The sequence below is a fragment of the Devosia sp. genome (genome assembly GCF_036676215.1).
Lineage (GTDB): Bacteria > Pseudomonadota > Alphaproteobacteria > Rhizobiales > Devosiaceae > Devosia.
Window position 1 is genome coordinate 1 of sequence record NZ_JAKFDJ010000200.1, and the last position, 16,583, is coordinate 16,583.

Consider the following 16,583-nt stretch of genomic DNA (forward strand, 5'->3'; position numbering starts at 1 on the left):
GTCGGCCAGAACGACGCCAAGCGCGCCGTCGCCGTGGCCCTGCGCAATCGCTGGCGCCGGCAGCAGCTCGGCCCCGAAATGCGCCGCGAGGTGACACCCAAGAATATCCTGATGATCGGACCGACCGGCGTCGGCAAGACCGAAATCGCCCGGCGTCTGGCGCGCCTGGCCCAGGCGCCCTTCATCAAGGTGGAAGCCACCAAGTTCACCGAAGTGGGCTATGTCGGGCGCGACGTCGAGCAGATCATCCGCGACCTGGTGGAAGCCGGCATTGCCGTCTTGCGCGACAAGCGCCGGGCCGATGTGCAGGCGCAGGCCCATGCCAATGCCGAAAACCGCGTGCTCGATGCGCTGGTCGGCCATTCGGCGGCGCCGTCCACGCGGGATTCGTTCCGGAAAAAACTCCGAAATAACGAGATCGACGACAACGAAATCGACATCGAGATGCAGCCTGCGGCCAATACCGGGGGTTTCGAAATTCCCGGCATGCCCAATGGCGGCATCGGCATGATCAACCTGAGCGACATGTTCAAGCAGGCCATGGGCGGGCGCGGGGTCAAGCGCAAGATCAAGGTCAAGGATGCCTATGAGCCGCTGATCGCCGAGGAGGCCGACAAGCTGCTGGATCAGGACCAGCTCAAGGCGGAAGCCATCGAGCTGGTGGAAAATCATGGCATCGTCTTCATCGACGAGATCGACAAGGTGGCCCAACGCGAGGGCGGCGCCCAGGGCGGTCCATCGCGCGAGGGCGTGCAGCGGGACCTGCTGCCACTGATCGAGGGCACGACGGTTTCGACCAAATATGGGCCGGTCAAGACCGACCATATCCTGTTCATCGCCTCGGGCGCCTTCCATGTGTCCAAGCCCAGTGACCTGCTGCCCGAATTGCAGGGCCGCCTGCCGATCCGGGTCGAGCTCAAGGCGCTGACGCGCGGCGATTTCATCCAGATCCTGTCAAGCACCGATGCCAGCCTCATCAAGCAATATGTGGCGCTGATGGGCACCGAAGGCGTGGTGCTGGACTTCACCCAGGATGCCATCGAAGCGATTGCCGACGCAGCGGTCAGGGTCAACAATTCGGTCGAGAATATCGGCGCGCGGCGCCTGCAGACGGTGATGGAGCGGCTGGTGGAAGACATCAGCTTCGAAGCCCCCGACAAGCAGGGCCAGACCATTCTGATCGACGCTGCCTTCGTCGCCGAAAAGGTGGGCGTGCTGGCCGCGGATACGGATCTGAGCAAGTTCGTGCTCTAGCAGACGGCGCCATGGCGCAAAATCGCTCCAGTGAAGCGATTTTAGGCTGCTGGGCCCGCTACGCTCGAAGGGCCCGGACCCGCAGCGACCACTGAGCGGCACCTCCCCTTGACGGGGGAGGCTGGGAGGGGGTGGCAGTTGGCCCGAATATCGGGGCCAAACATCCCCCACCCCGGCAAGGGGGAGGGAGACGACTGAGGGGGTCTGGCTACATCAACGCCGCAATCCGTGCGTCGGTCAGGGCATAGAGACACGCATCGCGCGCCTCGCTCAGCGCCGGATCCATCACCGCAGCCACCTTGACCAGCGCCTCATCGATGAACCTGGCCGCCTCGATAGCCGAGACCGCGCTGTCAATCTCCCCGCAGATGTCGGTCGGGCCATAGGGATTGGCAGCCAGCACGCTCAGCACGCCGGCCGGATTGGCCTTGAGCGCGCGGGACAGGGTGATGGCAAGGCTTTCCGAGGTGCTGCCAGCCGTACCGGGCGCCAGCAGCGGCACCAGGTCGATCCAGCCGCGATGCCCGGCCTCGACATGGGCCAGGAACGCGTTCCAGGTATTTTCGTCGAGCGATTGCACAACCGCCGTCGCGTCCTGCCCGTCCAGCAGGGCGCGGAAGGCGCTGGGCGTCAGATCGGCGGATAAAGCGGGCATGGTCAGGGCGGCAAGGATAGCCGCGACACCAAGTGTGCGCATGATAGCCTCCTCCACAGATGGCCTAAAATACGCCCTATCGCAGGGGTTTGCCAGCGCCTCTCAGGGCCGCGACTTGCCCGAGCGCCGCACCACTTCGTTGAGCAGGAATTTCAAATCCTCGGGAGCGAGTCTGGCGATATCGGCCGCCAGCCGGTTGGTCAGCTCGGTCGCCTCGGGCGCCAGCCCGCCGGTATCGATGGTCACCTTGGGGTCGCTCATTTCGGCCAGGCGCTGCAGCTCCTCGGCCTCATCCCAGATGACGTTGAAAAAGGCGATCATCCGATGCAGCAGGAAGCCCGTTGGCTTGCCGCGCCGACCGTGCTCCAGCGCCGAGAGATAGGCGCTCGACACATTGAGGGCCGCGGCCATGTCCTTGAGCGAGACCCCGCGGGCCTCGCGCAGTTCGCGGATCTTTGCACCAAGCGGGGTCATGGTTGCGTTCTCATGCGCGTCGCAGGCGCACATACCACGCCCCCTCCCCACCATGGCCGCGCGCCGCCACGCTCCAGCCTGAAACCATGGGCGACAGCGAGGGTTCGCTGAGCCAGATCGGCAGCATCGTGCGCAACACGCCCCGCTCGGTCATGGCGGCGATGTAATCGCTGTCGGTCTTGACCCCCTTGCCGGTGATTACCAAAACGGTGCGATCTCCACGGGAGAAACGAGCATGGATGAAGCGATGCAAGGCGCCTCGCGCCTCGGTCTGGGTCATGCCATGCAGATCGATCCTGCCGTCGATCTCGATGCGCCCGCGACCAACCTTCTTGCGGATCGAGGGATCGACGGCTTTCTCCGGCGCTGCAGCGGAGGGCAGGGGCGCCTGATAGGGGGGCAGGAAGGGCTGGCGCGGTGGCTTACGCTTGGGTGGGGGCTTCGTCGCGGCAGCCGGCTTCTCCTCGACCGGCAGCGGCAGTGGACCCACCGCCATTTTCAGCAGGCCCTTGCGACGCAGCGGATCGATGGTCGAGGCCACGGCCGTCCACAGGTGGAAGTCGTGCGGCAGGCGCTTGGGATCACGCTTGGACATGGAATGGGTCGCCGGCCCGCCGCTTCGTGGATCAGTCGAGCTGGCTGGTCGCGATGACCTTCCAGTTGGGGTCGCGCAACTTGGGGTTGCGCGCAAAGGTCCATTCGTCAGCGACGGTCTGCACCTGATCGGCATTGCCCTCGACCAGAGCGCCATCCTTGTCGCGGGTGGCCGACACCACTTCGGCGTGGAAGCGCACGGTTACCAGCACGTTCTTCTTGTCATATTCGGCATCGGAAATCTCGACCTTGGGCAGGCCGACAAAGGTGAAGTCCACGGTCTGGCCCGCAGCTTCGCGATCGGTGATGGCACGGTGGAAGCCATCATAGACATCCTTTTCCAAGAGGTTCTTCAGCATCTGCCGGTCGCCCGAGGCATAGGCCGTGACGATCATCTCATAGGCCTGCTTGGCGCCTTCGAGGAAGCTCTTGGGCGTAAAGGTCGGGTCGGCCTCGACCACGGTCCTGAAGCCGGCGGCCAGTTCGTCATTGCCCATGGCGAACTGTTCGATCTCGGCTTCAATCTTGCGGCTGCGGTGATCCTCGTCGAGCTCGGGCGCTGCCGTGCCGCGCGGGCGCAGCGGCACCACCGTATCCTCGGCCGCCGCTTCGGCCGCGGGCTTGCGACGTTCCAGCGGCGGGCGCTCATTGCCGGTCCTGGTGCCGAGCACGGAGCGCAGCCGGAACAGCACGAAGACGGCCACGGCAATCACGATGAGGGTCGGCAGATCGAAAAATTCATCCATGGGGCAATGCACCTTAGCGTGAGCGCGCCGAAGAAATCGACGCGGCGACGCTCGTTGAGCGCCTCGTTTGTCCTATATATAGGCAAAGCCTCACCCCAAAACCAGTTCACGATGGGGCGAGAGACCGATTTTGCCGCTGCGCATACAGAAGGAAACCCCGACCTTGGCACGATTTTTCGCCCTTGGCCTGATCGCCCTGCCGATTATCGAGATCGCCATCTTCATCAAGGTGGGCCAGACCATCGGCCTGTTGCCGACCCTGGCGCTGGTGATCGGCGCCGCCATTCTGGGCGGCCTGCTGCTGCGCCAGCAGGGCGTTTCGGTGCTCACGCAGTTGCGCAGCAATGTCAATTCCGGGCGCTTGCCGGGCCGCACCATTGCCGATGCAATGATGCTCGGGTTGGCAGCGCTGTTCCTGGTCCTGCCCGGATTTCTCAGCGATATCGTAGCGCTGGCCTTGCTGCTGCCGCCGGTGCGCAGCTGGATCTATGCTGCGCTGGCCAGCCGGGTCAGCGTGGTCGAGACGGCCAGCTACCGCCATCGCAGCGAGAATATCGATCCGCGTCTCCAGGACGGCACGATCGATCTCGACGATGACGACTACCGCCCGCGCTAGTTGGCGCCAGCTTGTCGCTCCAGCGCAAAGATGGTAGCGACCCAGCAACGATATTTCGGCAAAGGACTGCAAGCTCATGGCTGACGAAACCCAGGGCGGTGCCGCCCCCCAGGCAGCAAACCCGCCCTCGATGAACATGGTGGGCCAGTATATCCGCGACCTCTCCTTCGAGAATCCGGGCGCACCCGGCTCGATCATGGCGGGCGGCGGCAATCCGGCCTTCAACGTCTCGATCTCGGTCGCCGTCAAGAAGCAGGCCGATGACATGTATGCGGTCGAGCTGACGCTCAATGCCAAGGCCAATCGCGAGCAGACCATCCTGTTCAATGTCGAACTGGTCTATGGCGGCCTGTTCCGCCTCAAGAACATTCCCGAAGCCCAGCTCAGCCAGCTGTTGATGATTGAATGCCCGCGCCTGATCTTCCCCTTCGCGCGCCAGGTGCTGGCCAGCGTCACCCAGCAGGGCGGCTTCCCGCCGCTGATGATGGAGCCGGTCGATTTCGCTGCCATCTACCGGCAGAACCTGGCCTCGCTGGCCGCCAAGCAGGGCGCGGCCCCGCAGCCCGCCCCGAATAGCGAGCCCGAAAAGCTCAACTGATTCTTTTTGCCATTGACGCAAAAGCCCCGGGAGACCGGGGCTTTTTTATTGGGTCGCGCGAAGCGGGCTGCCGACATCGGCATACTGCGCCCAGATCGACTCCGTTCCCAGAGTGGCAACCAGGCGTTCATGGGCAAGCTGCTCGTCTGCCGTCAGGCGTGAGGGCAGCGGGGTGGGCCGCGGGGCCACCACCATACGCGTGGCTATCGCCTCGGCGCCCGAAATCCGCGTCTCGGCGATCAGCGCCAGGCTCACCTGCTTGCCGCCGATCAGCTCGAGATAGACCTCCGCCAGTATCTCGCTGTCGAGCAGCGCGCCATGCAGGGTGCGGCGGGAATTGTCGATGCCGTAATGCTTGCACAGCGCATCGAGGCTGACGCGGGCGCCCGGGTGCTTTTCCCGCGCCAGCATCACCGTATCGATGACCATGTTGGCCAGCGGGCGCTGTCCAGACCGTTCCAGCTCGGCATTGAGAAAGCCCATGTCGAAGGGCGCATTGTGGATGATCAGCGTGGCGTCGCCGATAAAGTCGAGAAAGTCGCCCGCCGCCGCCTTGAACAGCGGCTTGTCGGCCAGGAATTCCTCGCTCAGCCCATGCACGCGGAAGGCCTCTTCGGGCACCGAGCGCTGCGGGTTGAGATAGACGTGATAGTGCCGGCCCGAGGGAATGTGGTTGATCAGCTCGACGCAGCCGATTTCGACCAGCTTGTCGCCCATGGCGGGCGACAAGCCGGTTGTTTCGGTATCGAGCACAATCTCACGATTCATTTTTTGGCCCTTTGGCCCGGATGCTGGCGACGAGCGCCGCGACCATGGCCGCCGTCTCCTCGATCGACTCGCTGGTCTCGAAGAGATAGGTGGCGCGTGCCTTCTTTTCGGCCTGTGGCAGCTGGCGGGCAAGGATGGTGTCGAGCTTTTCCACCGTCATGCCGGGCCGGGCCAGGGCACGCTGGCGCTGGATGGCCTCGTCCACCCAGGTGACGGCGATAGCGTCAAAGCCATAATCGTAGCCACTTTCAAACAGCAGCGGCACTTCCACCGCGGCCAATGCATGCCCCGCGGCCTCCGCCTCGTCCATGAAGCGGGCAATGCGGGCGCGGACCATGGGATGCACGACCGCTTCGAGCCGCTTGAAGCCGGTGGGATCGGCGGCGAGTTTTTGCGACAGGGTGGCCCTGTCGATCACCCCATCGCGGGTAACGCCCGGAAACAGCGCCTCGACCGGCGCCACGGCTTCACCCTGATAGAGTTCGGCCACGGCTTCATCGGCGGAAAAAACCGGCACGCCGAGATCGCCGAAGGCCTTGAGCACGGTGGACTTACCCGTCGCGATCGAGCCGGTAATGCCAATGCGCCACATGCTCAATGCTCCAGCGTGGCTTCGATACGCGCCCGCAGCGCCGGCGTCACGCTCGGCCGCACCCCGAACCAGGCCTCAAAGCCCGGCACGGCCTGATGCAGCAGCATGCCCAGCCCATCCACCGTCCGCAGGCCATGGGCCGCGGCATCGGCCAGCAAGGGGGTGACCAGCGGCGCATAGACAATATCGGTCACCAGGGTCGTTTTGGGCAGTAGGCCGAAGTCGAGCCAATCGAACCGCGTGCCATGCATGCCGATAGAGCTGGTATTAACGACGAGGCCGGTATGCGCCGCCAGCTCGGGGAAGCCATCAAAGCCATGCGCCTCGAAGGGTCCATCGATCTCCTCAACCAGCGCCTGGGCCTTTTCCAGGGTGCGATTGAGCACATGCACCTTGCCGCCGTCGCGGCGGCGCAGGGCGACCAGGATGGCCCGGGACGCGCCGCCCGCGCCGATGATCATCGCGTCATTGGGGCCATCGGACCAGCCGGGCGCCTCCGCGTCGAGATTGCCGAGAAAGCCGAGATAATCGGTATTGGTGCCATGGATCCTGCCGTCGCGCACCACCAGCGTATTGACGGCACCAATGGTGGTGGCCAGCGGGTCGACGCTGTCGCACAGCGCAAACACCGCCTCCTTGTGTGGAATGGTGACATTGCCGCCGGCAAATTCGCCGCTGCGCAGCCGCTCGAAAAAGCCGGGCAAGGCGTCAGGCGCGACATCGATCGCCTCATAGCTGCCGTCGATACCATGTTCGGCCAGCCATTGGCCGTGGATCAGGGGCGAGCGGGAATGGGCAATCGGGTGGCCGATGACAAAGGCTTTGATGGTCACGTGAGGGTCTCGGGGGCCAGGCTGCGCAAGGCAGCCAGTAAGGGCAGCAGCGGCAGGCCCAGAATGGAGAAATAGTCGCCGGTGACGGTTTCGAACAGGCGGATGGATGGCCCTTCGAGCCGATAGCCACCAACCGAGGCCAGAACAGCCTCGCCTTCGCGGTCGAGCACCTCATCGCGCTCGGCAGGAGAAAAATCGCGCATCGTCAATTCCGCCGTCTGGATATCGGACCACAGCAGCAGATCGTCACGCACCAGGGTCACCGCGGCATGCAGGCGATGGGTCTTGCCGCGCAGGTGGTCGAGCTGGGCGGCGGCTTCCGCCCGGTCGGCCGGCTTGTGCAAAAGTTCGGTGCCCAGGCTCAGCGTCTGGTCGGCGCCGATCACAATGGCGCCGGGATGGGTCGCCGCTACGGCTGCGGCCTTGCGTTCGGCCAGCAGCAGCGCGACGTCGCGGCCATCGCCGCCAGCCTCCAGAGCGGCGCGTTCAAGGCCGCGCTCGTCGATGCGCGCCGGCGCGGTGGAGAACTCCAATCCGGCCTGCTGCAGCAAGGCTTTGCGGGTGTCGCTCTGGCTGGCAAGGATCAACATGGTGGCCATGTTTTCCACACTGTCATCCCCAGCTCAAGCCCGACCTGTGACAATGACTCATGACTTTGGCCTCCCGCCCGATTTGTTCGACTTGGTTACCGAAGCGTTAACAGTTCAACCCCGCGCCCATCCCCCAGCGTGCCATGGATAGGTCTGGGGAAAACCCTTTCGGGCGGCAGCGGCCCCGCCAAGTGGTTTTGCACAGCGCCAGACGAATCGTTGACTCCGGAGTCGGCTCATTAAGGCTTCGTTAATCACCATGCTGCCGGTCGCGAGGAATGGATTCACAGGCTGTGTTAATGGTCTGTTTACCATAGCCCTGCGCGCATGTGCCGCCACGACCCCGATTGTGGACGATGCTGAATTGGCTCAAAACACCGCCATGATAATACAAATACTAAGTCAGAAAGACTCTTTAGGGGTTTGGAAGGGAAGGACGACGTGACCCACAGACCTCTGCTGGCAACGGTGCTGGGACAACGCCAGGAACGGCCACCGATCTGGATCATGCGCCAGGCGGGCCGCTATCTACCCGAGTATCGCGAGACGCGGACCCAGGCGAAGAACTTCCTCGAGCTCTGCTATACGCCCGACCTGGCTGTTGAGGTGTCGCTGCAGCCATTGCGGCGCTTCGATCTCGATGCAGCCATCCTGTTCTCGGACATATTGGTCATTCCCGACGCGCTGGGACAAAAGGTTCGCTTCGAACAGGGCGAGGGACCAGTCCTCGATCCGGTTTCTGCTGAAACCATTGCTGCGCTGAAGCCGGAACGGGCTCTCGATCATCTGGCGCCGGTGCTGGAGACCGTGCGACGGCTGCGGGCGGACATTGCGCCTGACAAGACCCTGATCGGCTTCTGCGGCTCTCCCTGGACTGTGGCGACCTATATGATCGGTGGCCGCGGCTCGACCGACCAGGCGGCTGCGAGGCTGTTCGCTCTGCGCCATCCCGATGCTTTTGCGGCGCTGATGGATGTCCTGGTGGCGACGAGCGTCGACTATCTGGTCGCGCAACTGCAAGCTGGCGCCGACGTGGTGCAGCTTTTTGAAAGCTGGGCGCTCAATCTGGACGACGCGGCCTTTGCCAGTCACGTCATCGAGCCCAATCGCCGCATCGTCGCTGGCGTGCGGGCTCTGGTGCCCAATGCGCCGATCATCGGCTTTCCGCGGGGCGCCGCCGGCAACCTGGCGCGCTATGCCGAAGTGACCGGGGTCAATGCCCTGGGCCTCGACTACGCGACGCCGCTCGATTTTGCCGGCAAGCATCTGCCGGGTTCCCTCCCGGTGCAGGGCAATCTCGATCCGCTGCGGCTGGTGGCCGGTGGTGCGCAGATGGATGCCCGCGTCGATGAGATCATCACGGCGTTCAGCAATCGTCCGCATATCTTCAATCTGGGTCACGGCATCGTGCCGGAAACCCCGATCGAGCACGTGGCGCGGCTGGTTGACCGGGTCAAGAACGGCTAGTCACGAGCCAATTGTTGGGGAGTTTGGACCATGGAATGGGTCAAGGCGCTGCATGTCATTTCGGTCATCGCCTGGATGGCGGGGATGATGTATCTGCCGCGCCTCTTCGTCTATCACGCCGATGCTGAGGTGGGTTCGGACAAGTCCGAGACCTTCAAGCTCATGGAACGCCGGCTCTATCGCGGCATCATGACGCCGGCCATGCTCGCCACCTGGATCTTCGGCCTCTGGCTGGCTTTCGGCTATGGCATCGTCGATTTTTCCATGGGCTGGATGTGGCTCAAGGCGGCGATGGTGATCGCATTGAGCGGCGTTCATGGCTGGTACGGCTCGCTGTTGCGCGCCTTCCAGCAGGACCGGAATGTCAAATCGGACAAATTCTTCCGTTCCATCAACGAGATACCCTTCGTGATCGCCATCGTTATCGTCATCGCGGTGATCGTGAAGCCGTTCTAGGCTGGCCATGCTAGGGCACTATCGTGCCACGTCCACCGGGCGGCACCTCCCCCTTGATGGGGGAGGCTGGGAGGGGGTGGTGGAAGCCCCGATATTCGGGCCTCACGACACGTTACCCTCGGGCTTGACCCGAGGGCTCTGTACTTCCTTAGGTCAGCCACTTGGCCATAGGCCTCATGGCCTTCTCGCCTAAAATCGCTCCACCGGAGCGATTTTCCCTTCGGGACGGTTCGAAGTTTCACGTGAATCCCGATCAGGCCGCGGTTTCATTCTTGAATAAGCGGCCGGTTCGCGTTACATGGCTGACAACGCATCCCAAAAAACAAGCTGACCTCCCCGGTCGCTGCGCGGTGCCTACCCCTCCAAATACCCAGCCTTCCAGATTTCCCTCAAGGGTCTATCCGCTACATGCAGAATATGAAGCTCAGTGAGCTCAAGGCCAAATCTCCGGCCGAGTTGCTGGTGTTCGCTGAAGAACACGAAGTCGAGAACGCCTCGACCATGCGCAAACAGGAATTGATGTTTGCCATTCTCAAGGAACTCGCCGCCCAGGAAGTCGACATCACCGGCGAAGGCGTCGTTGAAGTCCTTCCCGACGGTTTCGGGTTCCTGCGCTCCCCGGACGCCAACTATCTTCCGGGCCCCGATGACATCTATGTCAGCCCATCCCAGATTCGCCGCTTCGGCCTGCGGACCGGCGACACGGTTGAAGGCCAGATCCGGTCTCCCAAGGATGGCGAGCGCTATTTCGCGCTGCTCAAGGTCAACACCATCAATTTCGAAGATCCCGAGGCAGTCCGCCACAAGGTCAACTTCGACAATCTCACCCCGCTCTATCCCGAAGAACGGCTTCATATGGAGCTGCCCGATCCGACCCTCAAGGATCGTTCGGCCCGGCTGCTCGATCTCGTTGCTCCATTGGGCAAGGGCCAGCGCGCCCTGATTGTTGCGCCGCCGCGTACTGGTAAGACGGTACTGTTGCAGAATATTGCACAGTCAATCGCCACCAATCATCCCGAATGCTATCTGATCGTGCTGCTGATCGATGAGCGGCCGGAAGAAGTGACCGACATGCAGCGCTCGGTGCGCGGCGAAGTCATCTCCTCAACCTTCGACGAGCCGGCTTCGCGCCACGTCCAGGTCGCCGAAATGGTGATCGAAAAGGCCAAGCGCCTGGTCGAACACAAGCGTGACGTGGTCATCCTGCTCGATTCCATCACTCGCCTCGGCCGCGCCTACAACACTGTCGTTCCGAGCTCCGGCAAGGTGCTGACCGGTGGTGTCGACGCCAACGCCCTGCAGCGTCCGAAGCGCTTCTTTGGCGCCGCGCGCAATATCGAAGATGGCGGCTCGCTGACCATCATTTCCACGGCGCTGATTGATACCGGCAGCCGCATGGACGAAGTGATCTTCGAAGAGTTCAAGGGCACCGGTAACTCGGAAATCATCCTTGACCGCAAGGTCGCCGACAAGCGCATCTTCCCGGCCCTCGACATCACCAAGTCGGGCACCCGCAAGGAAGAGCTGCTGGTCGAGCCGGACATCCTCAAGAAGATGTATGTGCTGCGCCGTATCCTCAATCCAATGGGGACGATCGACGCGATGGAATTCCTGATGGACAAGGTCCGCCAGACCAAGACGAATTCCGACTTCTTCGACTCGATGAATACCTGATCGCCACAGCGGCGATTGACGATGCTACCGAGAGCGACATGCATCAGCGTGTCGCTTTCTGCTTTCGGAGGATCCTATGATGAGCGGCGATACGATCGTGGCGCTGTCCTCCGGCGCGCCGCCCTCCGGTGTGGCTGTGATCCGCCTGTCCGGCCCACAAACCGGCCCCCTGCTGCAGGCCGTGGCCGGTGCCCTCCCGGAACCGCGCAAACTAACGCTCCGCGCCATCGGGCAGGAGAGCCTGCTCGATCGCGGCCTTGTCGCCTGGTTCCCTGCGCCTCATAGCTTTACCGGCGAAGACTGCGCCGAGCTGCAGGTGCATGGCTCGCCCGCCGGCGTGCGCGCCATCCTCAAGCTCTTGGTCAGCAAGGGTGCCCGCCTGGCGGAGGCTGGGGAATTCACCCGCCGCGCCTTCGAGAACGGCAAGCTTGATCTGGTCGAGATCGAAGGCCTGGGCGACCTGTTGGAGGCCGAAACCGAAAACCAGCGCCGCCAGGCTTTGGCGCGCTTCGAAGGAGGCCTCAGCCAGCGTATCGACGCTTGGCGCGATCAACTCCTCGACCTGCGCGCCGAGATCGAGGCGCGGCTCGACTTCTCCGATGAAGGCGATGTCGACGAAGCCCTGCCGGAAAGCTTTGGCCAGTCGATTGCAGCCTTGCGCGCCGACATTGGCAATGCCCTTGCGTCAATCGAACACGGCCGCATCGTGCGCGAGGGCATCCGGGTCGCATTGGCTGGCCCACCCAATGCCGGAAAATCCAGTCTTCTCAACGCTTTGGCAAAATCCGATATCGCCATCGTCACCGACGAGGCCGGCACCACCCGCGACGTGCGCGAAGTGCCGCTCGATATTGGCGGCCAGCTCTATGTGTTACTCGACCTCGCCGGCCTGCGCGACACCGAAAGCAAGGCCGAAGCCGAGGGCGTGCGCCGTGCCAGACGGGCCATTGAACAAGCCGATATCGTGCTGTGGCTTGCTGCCCCGGACGTGGTCAGCGATGAACCGACGTCGCAGTCTCCGACCCACATTCGCGTCGGTACCAAGCTGGATCTTGGCGTCGTTGCGGGCGTCGACATTGCGGTATCGGCGCAATCAGGCCTTGGCCTCGACACCTTGCTGCAACGTATCGAAGCCATCGGCAGTTCATTGAGCAGCGGAGAGCCTGCCCTGCTGAGCCGCGAGCGGGACCGCTTGGCTTTGGAGGCAGCCACAGGTGCGCTCGATGCGGCTGGTCTGCAGCTTGCAGTTCCCGAACTCGCAGCCGAGAGTCTGCGCATTGCGTCGCAGGCATTGGAGCGTCTGGTTGGCCGGCTGGATGCCGAACGCGTGCTGGACCGTTTGTTTGCCAGCTTTTGCATCGGCAAATGATTCACGTGGAACATTCGGTAGGCCTCGAATGGCAGCCGTGATCACCCAAGAATTGATTCACGTGAAACATTGGCCTATTGAGCCGGTCGGAGATCAAGCATGACCGACTACGCTGTCATCGTTGTAGGAGGCGGACACGCTGGCTGTGAAGCTGCGGCCGCTTCGGCACGTCTGGGCGTGCCAACCGCACTGGTCACCCACAAGTTCGCCACCATCGGCGAGATGAGCTGCAATCCGGCCATTGGCGGGTTGGGCAAGGGCCACCTGGTGCGCGAGATCGATGCGCTGGACGGGCTGATGGGCCGTGTCGCCGACCAGGCCGGTATCCAGTTCCGCGTGCTCAACCGCCGCAAGGGCCCTGCCGTGCGTGGACCCCGCGCCCAGGCCGACCGCCAGCTCTATCGGCAGGCCATGCAGGCCGCCATCACGGCGCAAGCCAATCTCGAGGTGATCGAGGGCGAAGTCGATGATATCGAAGTCACGGACGGTGTCGTCAGCGGCGTCGTCCTGCTCGATGGCCGCCGTATCGGCACCAAGGCGGTGGTGCTGACCACCGGCACCTTCCTGCGCGGCCTTATCCATCGCGGCGAGGAAACCACCCCGGCCGGCCGCGTCGGGGAAAAGCCGGTGCTTGGCCTCTCCACCCGCCTCGAAGCCCTGGGTCTGCAGCTCGGCCGCCTCAAGACCGGCACGCCGGCGCGGCTGGACGCGACCAGCATTGATTTCTCATCGCTTGAAGAACAGCCCGGCGACAATCCGCCCGAGGCCTTCTCGGCGCTCACCCGCGCCATCACCACGCGCCAGGTCAGCTGCCACATAACCCGGACCACGGCCGAAACCCACCGTATCATCTCGGACAATCTGCATCGGTCGGCCATGTATTCCGGCCGCATCCAGAGCCGGGGCCCGCGCTATTGTCCGTCGATCGAGGACAAGGTGGTGCGCTTTGCCGATCGCGACAGCCACCAGATTTTCCTGGAGCCCGAAGGCCTCGACGACCAGACGATCTATCCCAACGGCCTCTCCACCTCGCTGCCGGCCGACGTGCAGGAGGCGTTTCTCCGCTCCATGCCGGGGCTGGAAAATGTCCGTATCGTGCGGCCCGGCTATGCCATCGAATATGACTATGTCGATCCGCGCGAGCTGCGGCCGACGCTGGAGGTCAAGCGCCAGCCCGGTCTCTATCTGGCCGGCCAGATCAATGGCACGACGGGCTATGAAGAGGCCGGTGCGCAAGGCCTGTTGGCCGGTGCCAATGCCGCGCTGGCGGCGTCGGGTGCGGCGCCCCTGATTCTGTCGCGTACCGAAAGCTATCTCGGCGTCATGGTCGACGATCTCGTGACGCGTGGCGTGTCCGAGCCCTACCGCATGTTCACCTCGCGCGCCGAATTCCGCCTGCATCTGCGGGCCGACAATGCCGATCAGCGCCTAACGCCGTTAGGGGTAGCGACGGGCCTCGTCGATGACGAGCGGCGTGACCTCTTCGCGCGCAAGGCCGAGGCACTGGATCGTGGCCGGACCATATTGATGGGCCTCACCACATCGCCCAATGCCGCCCGCAAGGCCGGCATTGCCGTGAATGAAGACGGTAAGGCGCGCTCGGCCTTTGATTTGCTGTCCTATCCCGAGGTTACGGCTGACGACGTCATCCGCCTCTGGCCAGAGGTCGCCGATATCGAGACGGGTATAGTCGAGCAACTGACGGTCGATGCGCAATATGCCGTCTATCTGGACCGGCAGCAGAACGATATCGCCGCCGTGCGCCGGGATGAGCAGAAGCCGATTCCCGATGGTCTTGATTACGCGGTGATACCCGGGCTTTCCATGGAGTTGCGGCAGAAGCTGACGCAATACCGGCCGCAGACCATTGCCCAGGCCCAGGCCATGGATGGCATGACCCCCGCCGCTGTAACGCTGCTGCTGGCGGTGATCCGGCGCGGCGAATTCCGCAAGGCCGGTTGATGAGCAGTTCTGAAGCGCTTGCGCCCTATGCGCAGTATTTCACTCGACCCCTGGCTGAGGTCGCGGCGGATCTGGAATCCTATGCTCAGCTGCTGCGCAAATGGCAGGCGGTGCAGAATCTTGTTTCACGTGAAACACTGGATGACGTCTGGTCACGCCATTTTATAGACAGCCTGCAGGTTTTGTCGTTGCTGAAACAAGGCGACCACGCCTTTCTCGACCTGGGCAGCGGCGGCGGCCTGCCCGCCCTGCCGCTGGCCATCGCCCTGCGGGGACCGAATCACCACTTCACGCTGGTCGAGCCAAACGGCCGAAAGGTCAGCTTCCTGCGCACGGTGGCGCGGGAACTCAAGCTGATCGTGGCGGTGGAAGGGTCCCGCAGCGACCAGATTGATTCACGTGAAACACCACCGCCCGATGTCATCACCTCCCGTGCTCTGGCCCCCTTGCCCCAACTTTGCAGCTGGATGGCGCCATTTTTTGCGCCGCAAACAAGGGCCGTTCTGCATAAAGGCAGGGAACATGTTGAAGAACTTGCCGAAGCCGCTACGCATTGGGACTTTAACGTGTTAGTAACGACCAGTGACACCGATGCGAGCGGAGTCCTGCTTACATTAAGCAATCTCCGTTTGAAATCAGTGCGTTAGCGGCAACGAGCTGGAGGCCTGTGTGGCACCCCGTATCCTGACACTGGCCAACCAAAAGGGCGGCGTGGGCAAGACCACGACAGCCATCAACCTGGCGACAGCGCTGGCCGCGATCGGTGAGCGCGTGCTGATCGTCGATCTCGACCCGCAGGGCAATGCCTCGACGGGGCTGGGTATCTCACGCACCGATCGGGAGGTGTCGTCCTATGACCTCTTGGTCGGCGAAGCCACTGTGGCGCAGTCCGCGATCATGACCAGCGTCCCCAATGTGGCTATCGTGCCCTCGACCATGGACCTCTTGGGCGTCGAGCTGACCATTGCCGGCCATGCCGACCGCGCCTTCAAGCTGCGCAATGCCTTCAAGCGCCTGGGCGAGCTCTCCATCAATGACAAGCCGGTCAGCTATATCCTGATCGATTGCCCGCCCTCGCTGAACCTCCTGACCATCAACTCCCTGGTGGCCGCCGATGCGGTGCTGGTGCCGCTGCAATGCGAGTTCTTTGCGCTGGAAGGCCTGAGCCAACTGCTTCAAACCATTGAACAAATTCGTTCGACGCTCAATCCGAACCTGTCGATCCAGGGCGTGGTGATGACCATGTTCGACAAGCGCAACAACCTCTCAGAACAGGTGTTGCAGGACGTGCGCAGCGAAATGGGCGACCTGGTCTATGACACGGTCATTCCCCGCAATGTGCGGCTGAGCGAGGCGCCTTCCTATGGCAAGCCGGCTCTGCTGTATGACTTGAAATGTGCCGGCAGCCAGGCCTATCTGCGGCTGGCCACCGAAGTGATCCGCCGCGAGCGGCAGCTCAACGCGGCATAGGAGCCCGGATATGAACGACAAACCCACACGTCTTGGTCGCGGGCTCGCGGCATTGATCGGCGACATGGCCACCGTCGAGGGCGCTCGCGTCACCGAATCGGGCGGCGTCAAGAAACTGCCGGTCGAGTTTATCATCGCCAACCGCGCCAATCCGCGCCGCACTTTCGATAATGATCAGCTCGAAGAGCTGACCAATTCGATTCGCGAAAAGGGCGTGATGCAGCCCCTGCTGGTGCGCCCGAGCGACGATCCGAATATTTTCGAGATCATTGCCGGTGAACGCCGCTGGCGTGCGGCGCAGAAGGCCGGGCTGCATGATGTGCCGGTTATCGTGCGCGATGTCGGCGACAAGGAAGCGCTCGAGCTCGCCATCATCGAGAATGTGCAGCGCGCCGATCTTAATCCGCTTGAAGAAGCAATGGGTTACGGCCAGCTGATCGAACAGTTCGATTATACCCAGCAGGA

19 protein-coding genes are annotated in these 16,583 nt (G+C 63.1%); 11 read left to right on the forward strand and 8 right to left on the reverse strand.

Annotation, left to right across the window (positions count from 1 at the left end):
• Window positions 1–1,254: ATP-dependent protease ATPase subunit HslU (hslU, locus tag V6M52_RS16435; protein ID WP_332701871.1), on the forward strand; the 1,254-nt coding region annotated here is incomplete at its 5' end.
• Between the two features lie 208 nt (window positions 1,255–1,462).
• On the opposite strand, the gene V6M52_RS16440 is transcribed toward hslU, so the two are convergent.
• From V6M52_RS16440 to V6M52_RS16455, 4 genes are read right to left on the reverse strand one after another with little or no spacing between them, the layout of a single operon-like run.
• Window positions 1,463–1,951 carry a hypothetical protein gene (locus V6M52_RS16440; protein WP_332701873.1) on the reverse strand — a complete coding sequence of 163 codons (489 nt, stop codon included), beginning with the start codon at window positions 1,949–1,951 and terminating at the stop codon, window positions 1,463–1,465.
• A gap of 60 nt (window positions 1,952–2,011) precedes the next feature.
• Window positions 2,012–2,383, reverse strand: coding sequence for a helix-turn-helix domain-containing protein (locus V6M52_RS16445; RefSeq protein ID WP_332689505.1), 372 nt, complete (start codon window positions 2,381–2,383; stop codon window positions 2,012–2,014).
• Between the two features lie 10 nt (window positions 2,384–2,393).
• Entirely contained in the window at window positions 2,394–2,978 is a 585-nt protein-coding gene (locus V6M52_RS16450; protein ID WP_332689508.1) for a Smr/MutS family protein, read from the reverse strand.
• 31 nt (window positions 2,979–3,009) lie between these two features.
• The gene (locus V6M52_RS16455; RefSeq protein ID WP_332689511.1) at window positions 3,010–3,723 is read right to left on the reverse strand and encodes a Tim44/TimA family putative adaptor protein; all 714 of its coding nucleotides are present in this window, start codon (window positions 3,721–3,723) and stop codon (window positions 3,010–3,012) included.
• 163 nt (window positions 3,724–3,886) lie between these two features.
• Between V6M52_RS16455 and V6M52_RS16460 the strand changes: the two genes are divergently transcribed.
• Window positions 3,887–4,339, forward strand: a complete 453-nt coding sequence (locus tag V6M52_RS16460) for an FxsA family protein (RefSeq protein ID WP_332689514.1) — start codon at window positions 3,887–3,889, stop codon at window positions 4,337–4,339.
• A gap of 76 nt (window positions 4,340–4,415) precedes the next feature.
• Window positions 4,416–4,937 carry a protein-export chaperone SecB gene (secB, locus tag V6M52_RS16465; RefSeq protein ID WP_332689518.1) on the forward strand — a complete coding sequence of 174 codons (522 nt, stop codon included), beginning with the start codon at window positions 4,416–4,418 and terminating at the stop codon, window positions 4,935–4,937.
• Between the two features lie 45 nt (window positions 4,938–4,982).
• On the opposite strand, the gene dnaQ is transcribed toward secB, so the two are convergent.
• Genes dnaQ through V6M52_RS16485 form a run of 4 tightly spaced genes read right to left on the reverse strand, consistent with a single transcriptional unit; the run spans window position 4,983 to window position 7,729 of the window.
• Entirely contained in the window at window positions 4,983–5,705 is a 723-nt protein-coding gene (dnaQ, locus tag V6M52_RS16470) for a DNA polymerase III subunit epsilon (protein WP_332701875.1), read from the reverse strand.
• Window positions 5,695–6,297, reverse strand: coding sequence for a dephospho-CoA kinase (coaE, locus tag V6M52_RS16475; protein WP_332701877.1), 603 nt, complete (start codon window positions 6,295–6,297; stop codon window positions 5,695–5,697). The genes dnaQ and coaE overlap by 11 nt, the downstream gene beginning before the upstream one ends.
• Before the next feature lie 2 nt (window positions 6,298–6,299).
• Complete coding sequence (locus V6M52_RS16480; protein ID WP_332701878.1) at window positions 6,300–7,130, reverse strand: shikimate dehydrogenase; 831 nt, start codon at window positions 7,128–7,130, stop codon at window positions 6,300–6,302.
• Entirely contained in the window at window positions 7,127–7,729 is a 603-nt protein-coding gene (locus V6M52_RS16485) for a Maf family protein (protein WP_332701880.1), read from the reverse strand. Before V6M52_RS16485 ends, V6M52_RS16480 begins: the two co-directional genes overlap by 4 nt.
• A 432-nt stretch (window positions 7,730–8,161) precedes the next feature.
• Here V6M52_RS16485 and hemE point away from each other — a divergent pair, with 432 nt between their 5' ends.
• The 8 genes from hemE to V6M52_RS16525 all read left to right on the forward strand — a co-directional run.
• Entirely contained in the window at window positions 8,162–9,187 is a 1,026-nt protein-coding gene (gene hemE, locus V6M52_RS16490; protein WP_332687520.1) for a uroporphyrinogen decarboxylase, read from the forward strand.
• Between the two features lie 30 nt (window positions 9,188–9,217).
• Entirely contained in the window at window positions 9,218–9,643 is a 426-nt protein-coding gene (hemJ, locus tag V6M52_RS16495) for a protoporphyrinogen oxidase HemJ (protein WP_332701882.1), read from the forward strand.
• A gap of 408 nt (window positions 9,644–10,051) precedes the next feature.
• Window positions 10,052–11,317: a transcription termination factor Rho gene (rho, locus tag V6M52_RS16500; protein WP_332687518.1), complete on the forward strand. Its 1,266-nt coding sequence runs from the start codon at window positions 10,052–10,054 to the stop codon at window positions 11,315–11,317.
• 76 nt (window positions 11,318–11,393) lie between these two features.
• The gene (mnmE, locus tag V6M52_RS16505) at window positions 11,394–12,686 is read left to right on the forward strand and encodes a tRNA uridine-5-carboxymethylaminomethyl(34) synthesis GTPase MnmE (protein WP_332701884.1); all 1,293 of its coding nucleotides are present in this window, start codon (window positions 11,394–11,396) and stop codon (window positions 12,684–12,686) included.
• A gap of 99 nt (window positions 12,687–12,785) precedes the next feature.
• Entirely contained in the window at window positions 12,786–14,648 is a 1,863-nt protein-coding gene (gene mnmG / locus V6M52_RS16510) for a tRNA uridine-5-carboxymethylaminomethyl(34) synthesis enzyme MnmG (protein ID WP_332701886.1), read from the forward strand.
• Entirely contained in the window at window positions 14,648–15,295 is a 648-nt protein-coding gene (gene rsmG, locus V6M52_RS16515; RefSeq protein ID WP_332701888.1) for a 16S rRNA (guanine(527)-N(7))-methyltransferase RsmG, read from the forward strand. Before mnmG ends, rsmG begins: the two co-directional genes overlap by 1 nt.
• Window positions 15,296–15,317: 22 nt before the next feature.
• Window positions 15,318–16,118, forward strand: coding sequence for a ParA family protein (locus V6M52_RS16520; RefSeq protein WP_332687144.1), 801 nt, complete (start codon window positions 15,318–15,320; stop codon window positions 16,116–16,118).
• A 10-nt stretch (window positions 16,119–16,128) separates the two neighbouring features.
• On the forward strand, window positions 16,129–16,583 hold a 455-nt coding region (locus V6M52_RS16525), incomplete at its 3' end, for a ParB/RepB/Spo0J family partition protein (protein WP_332701890.1).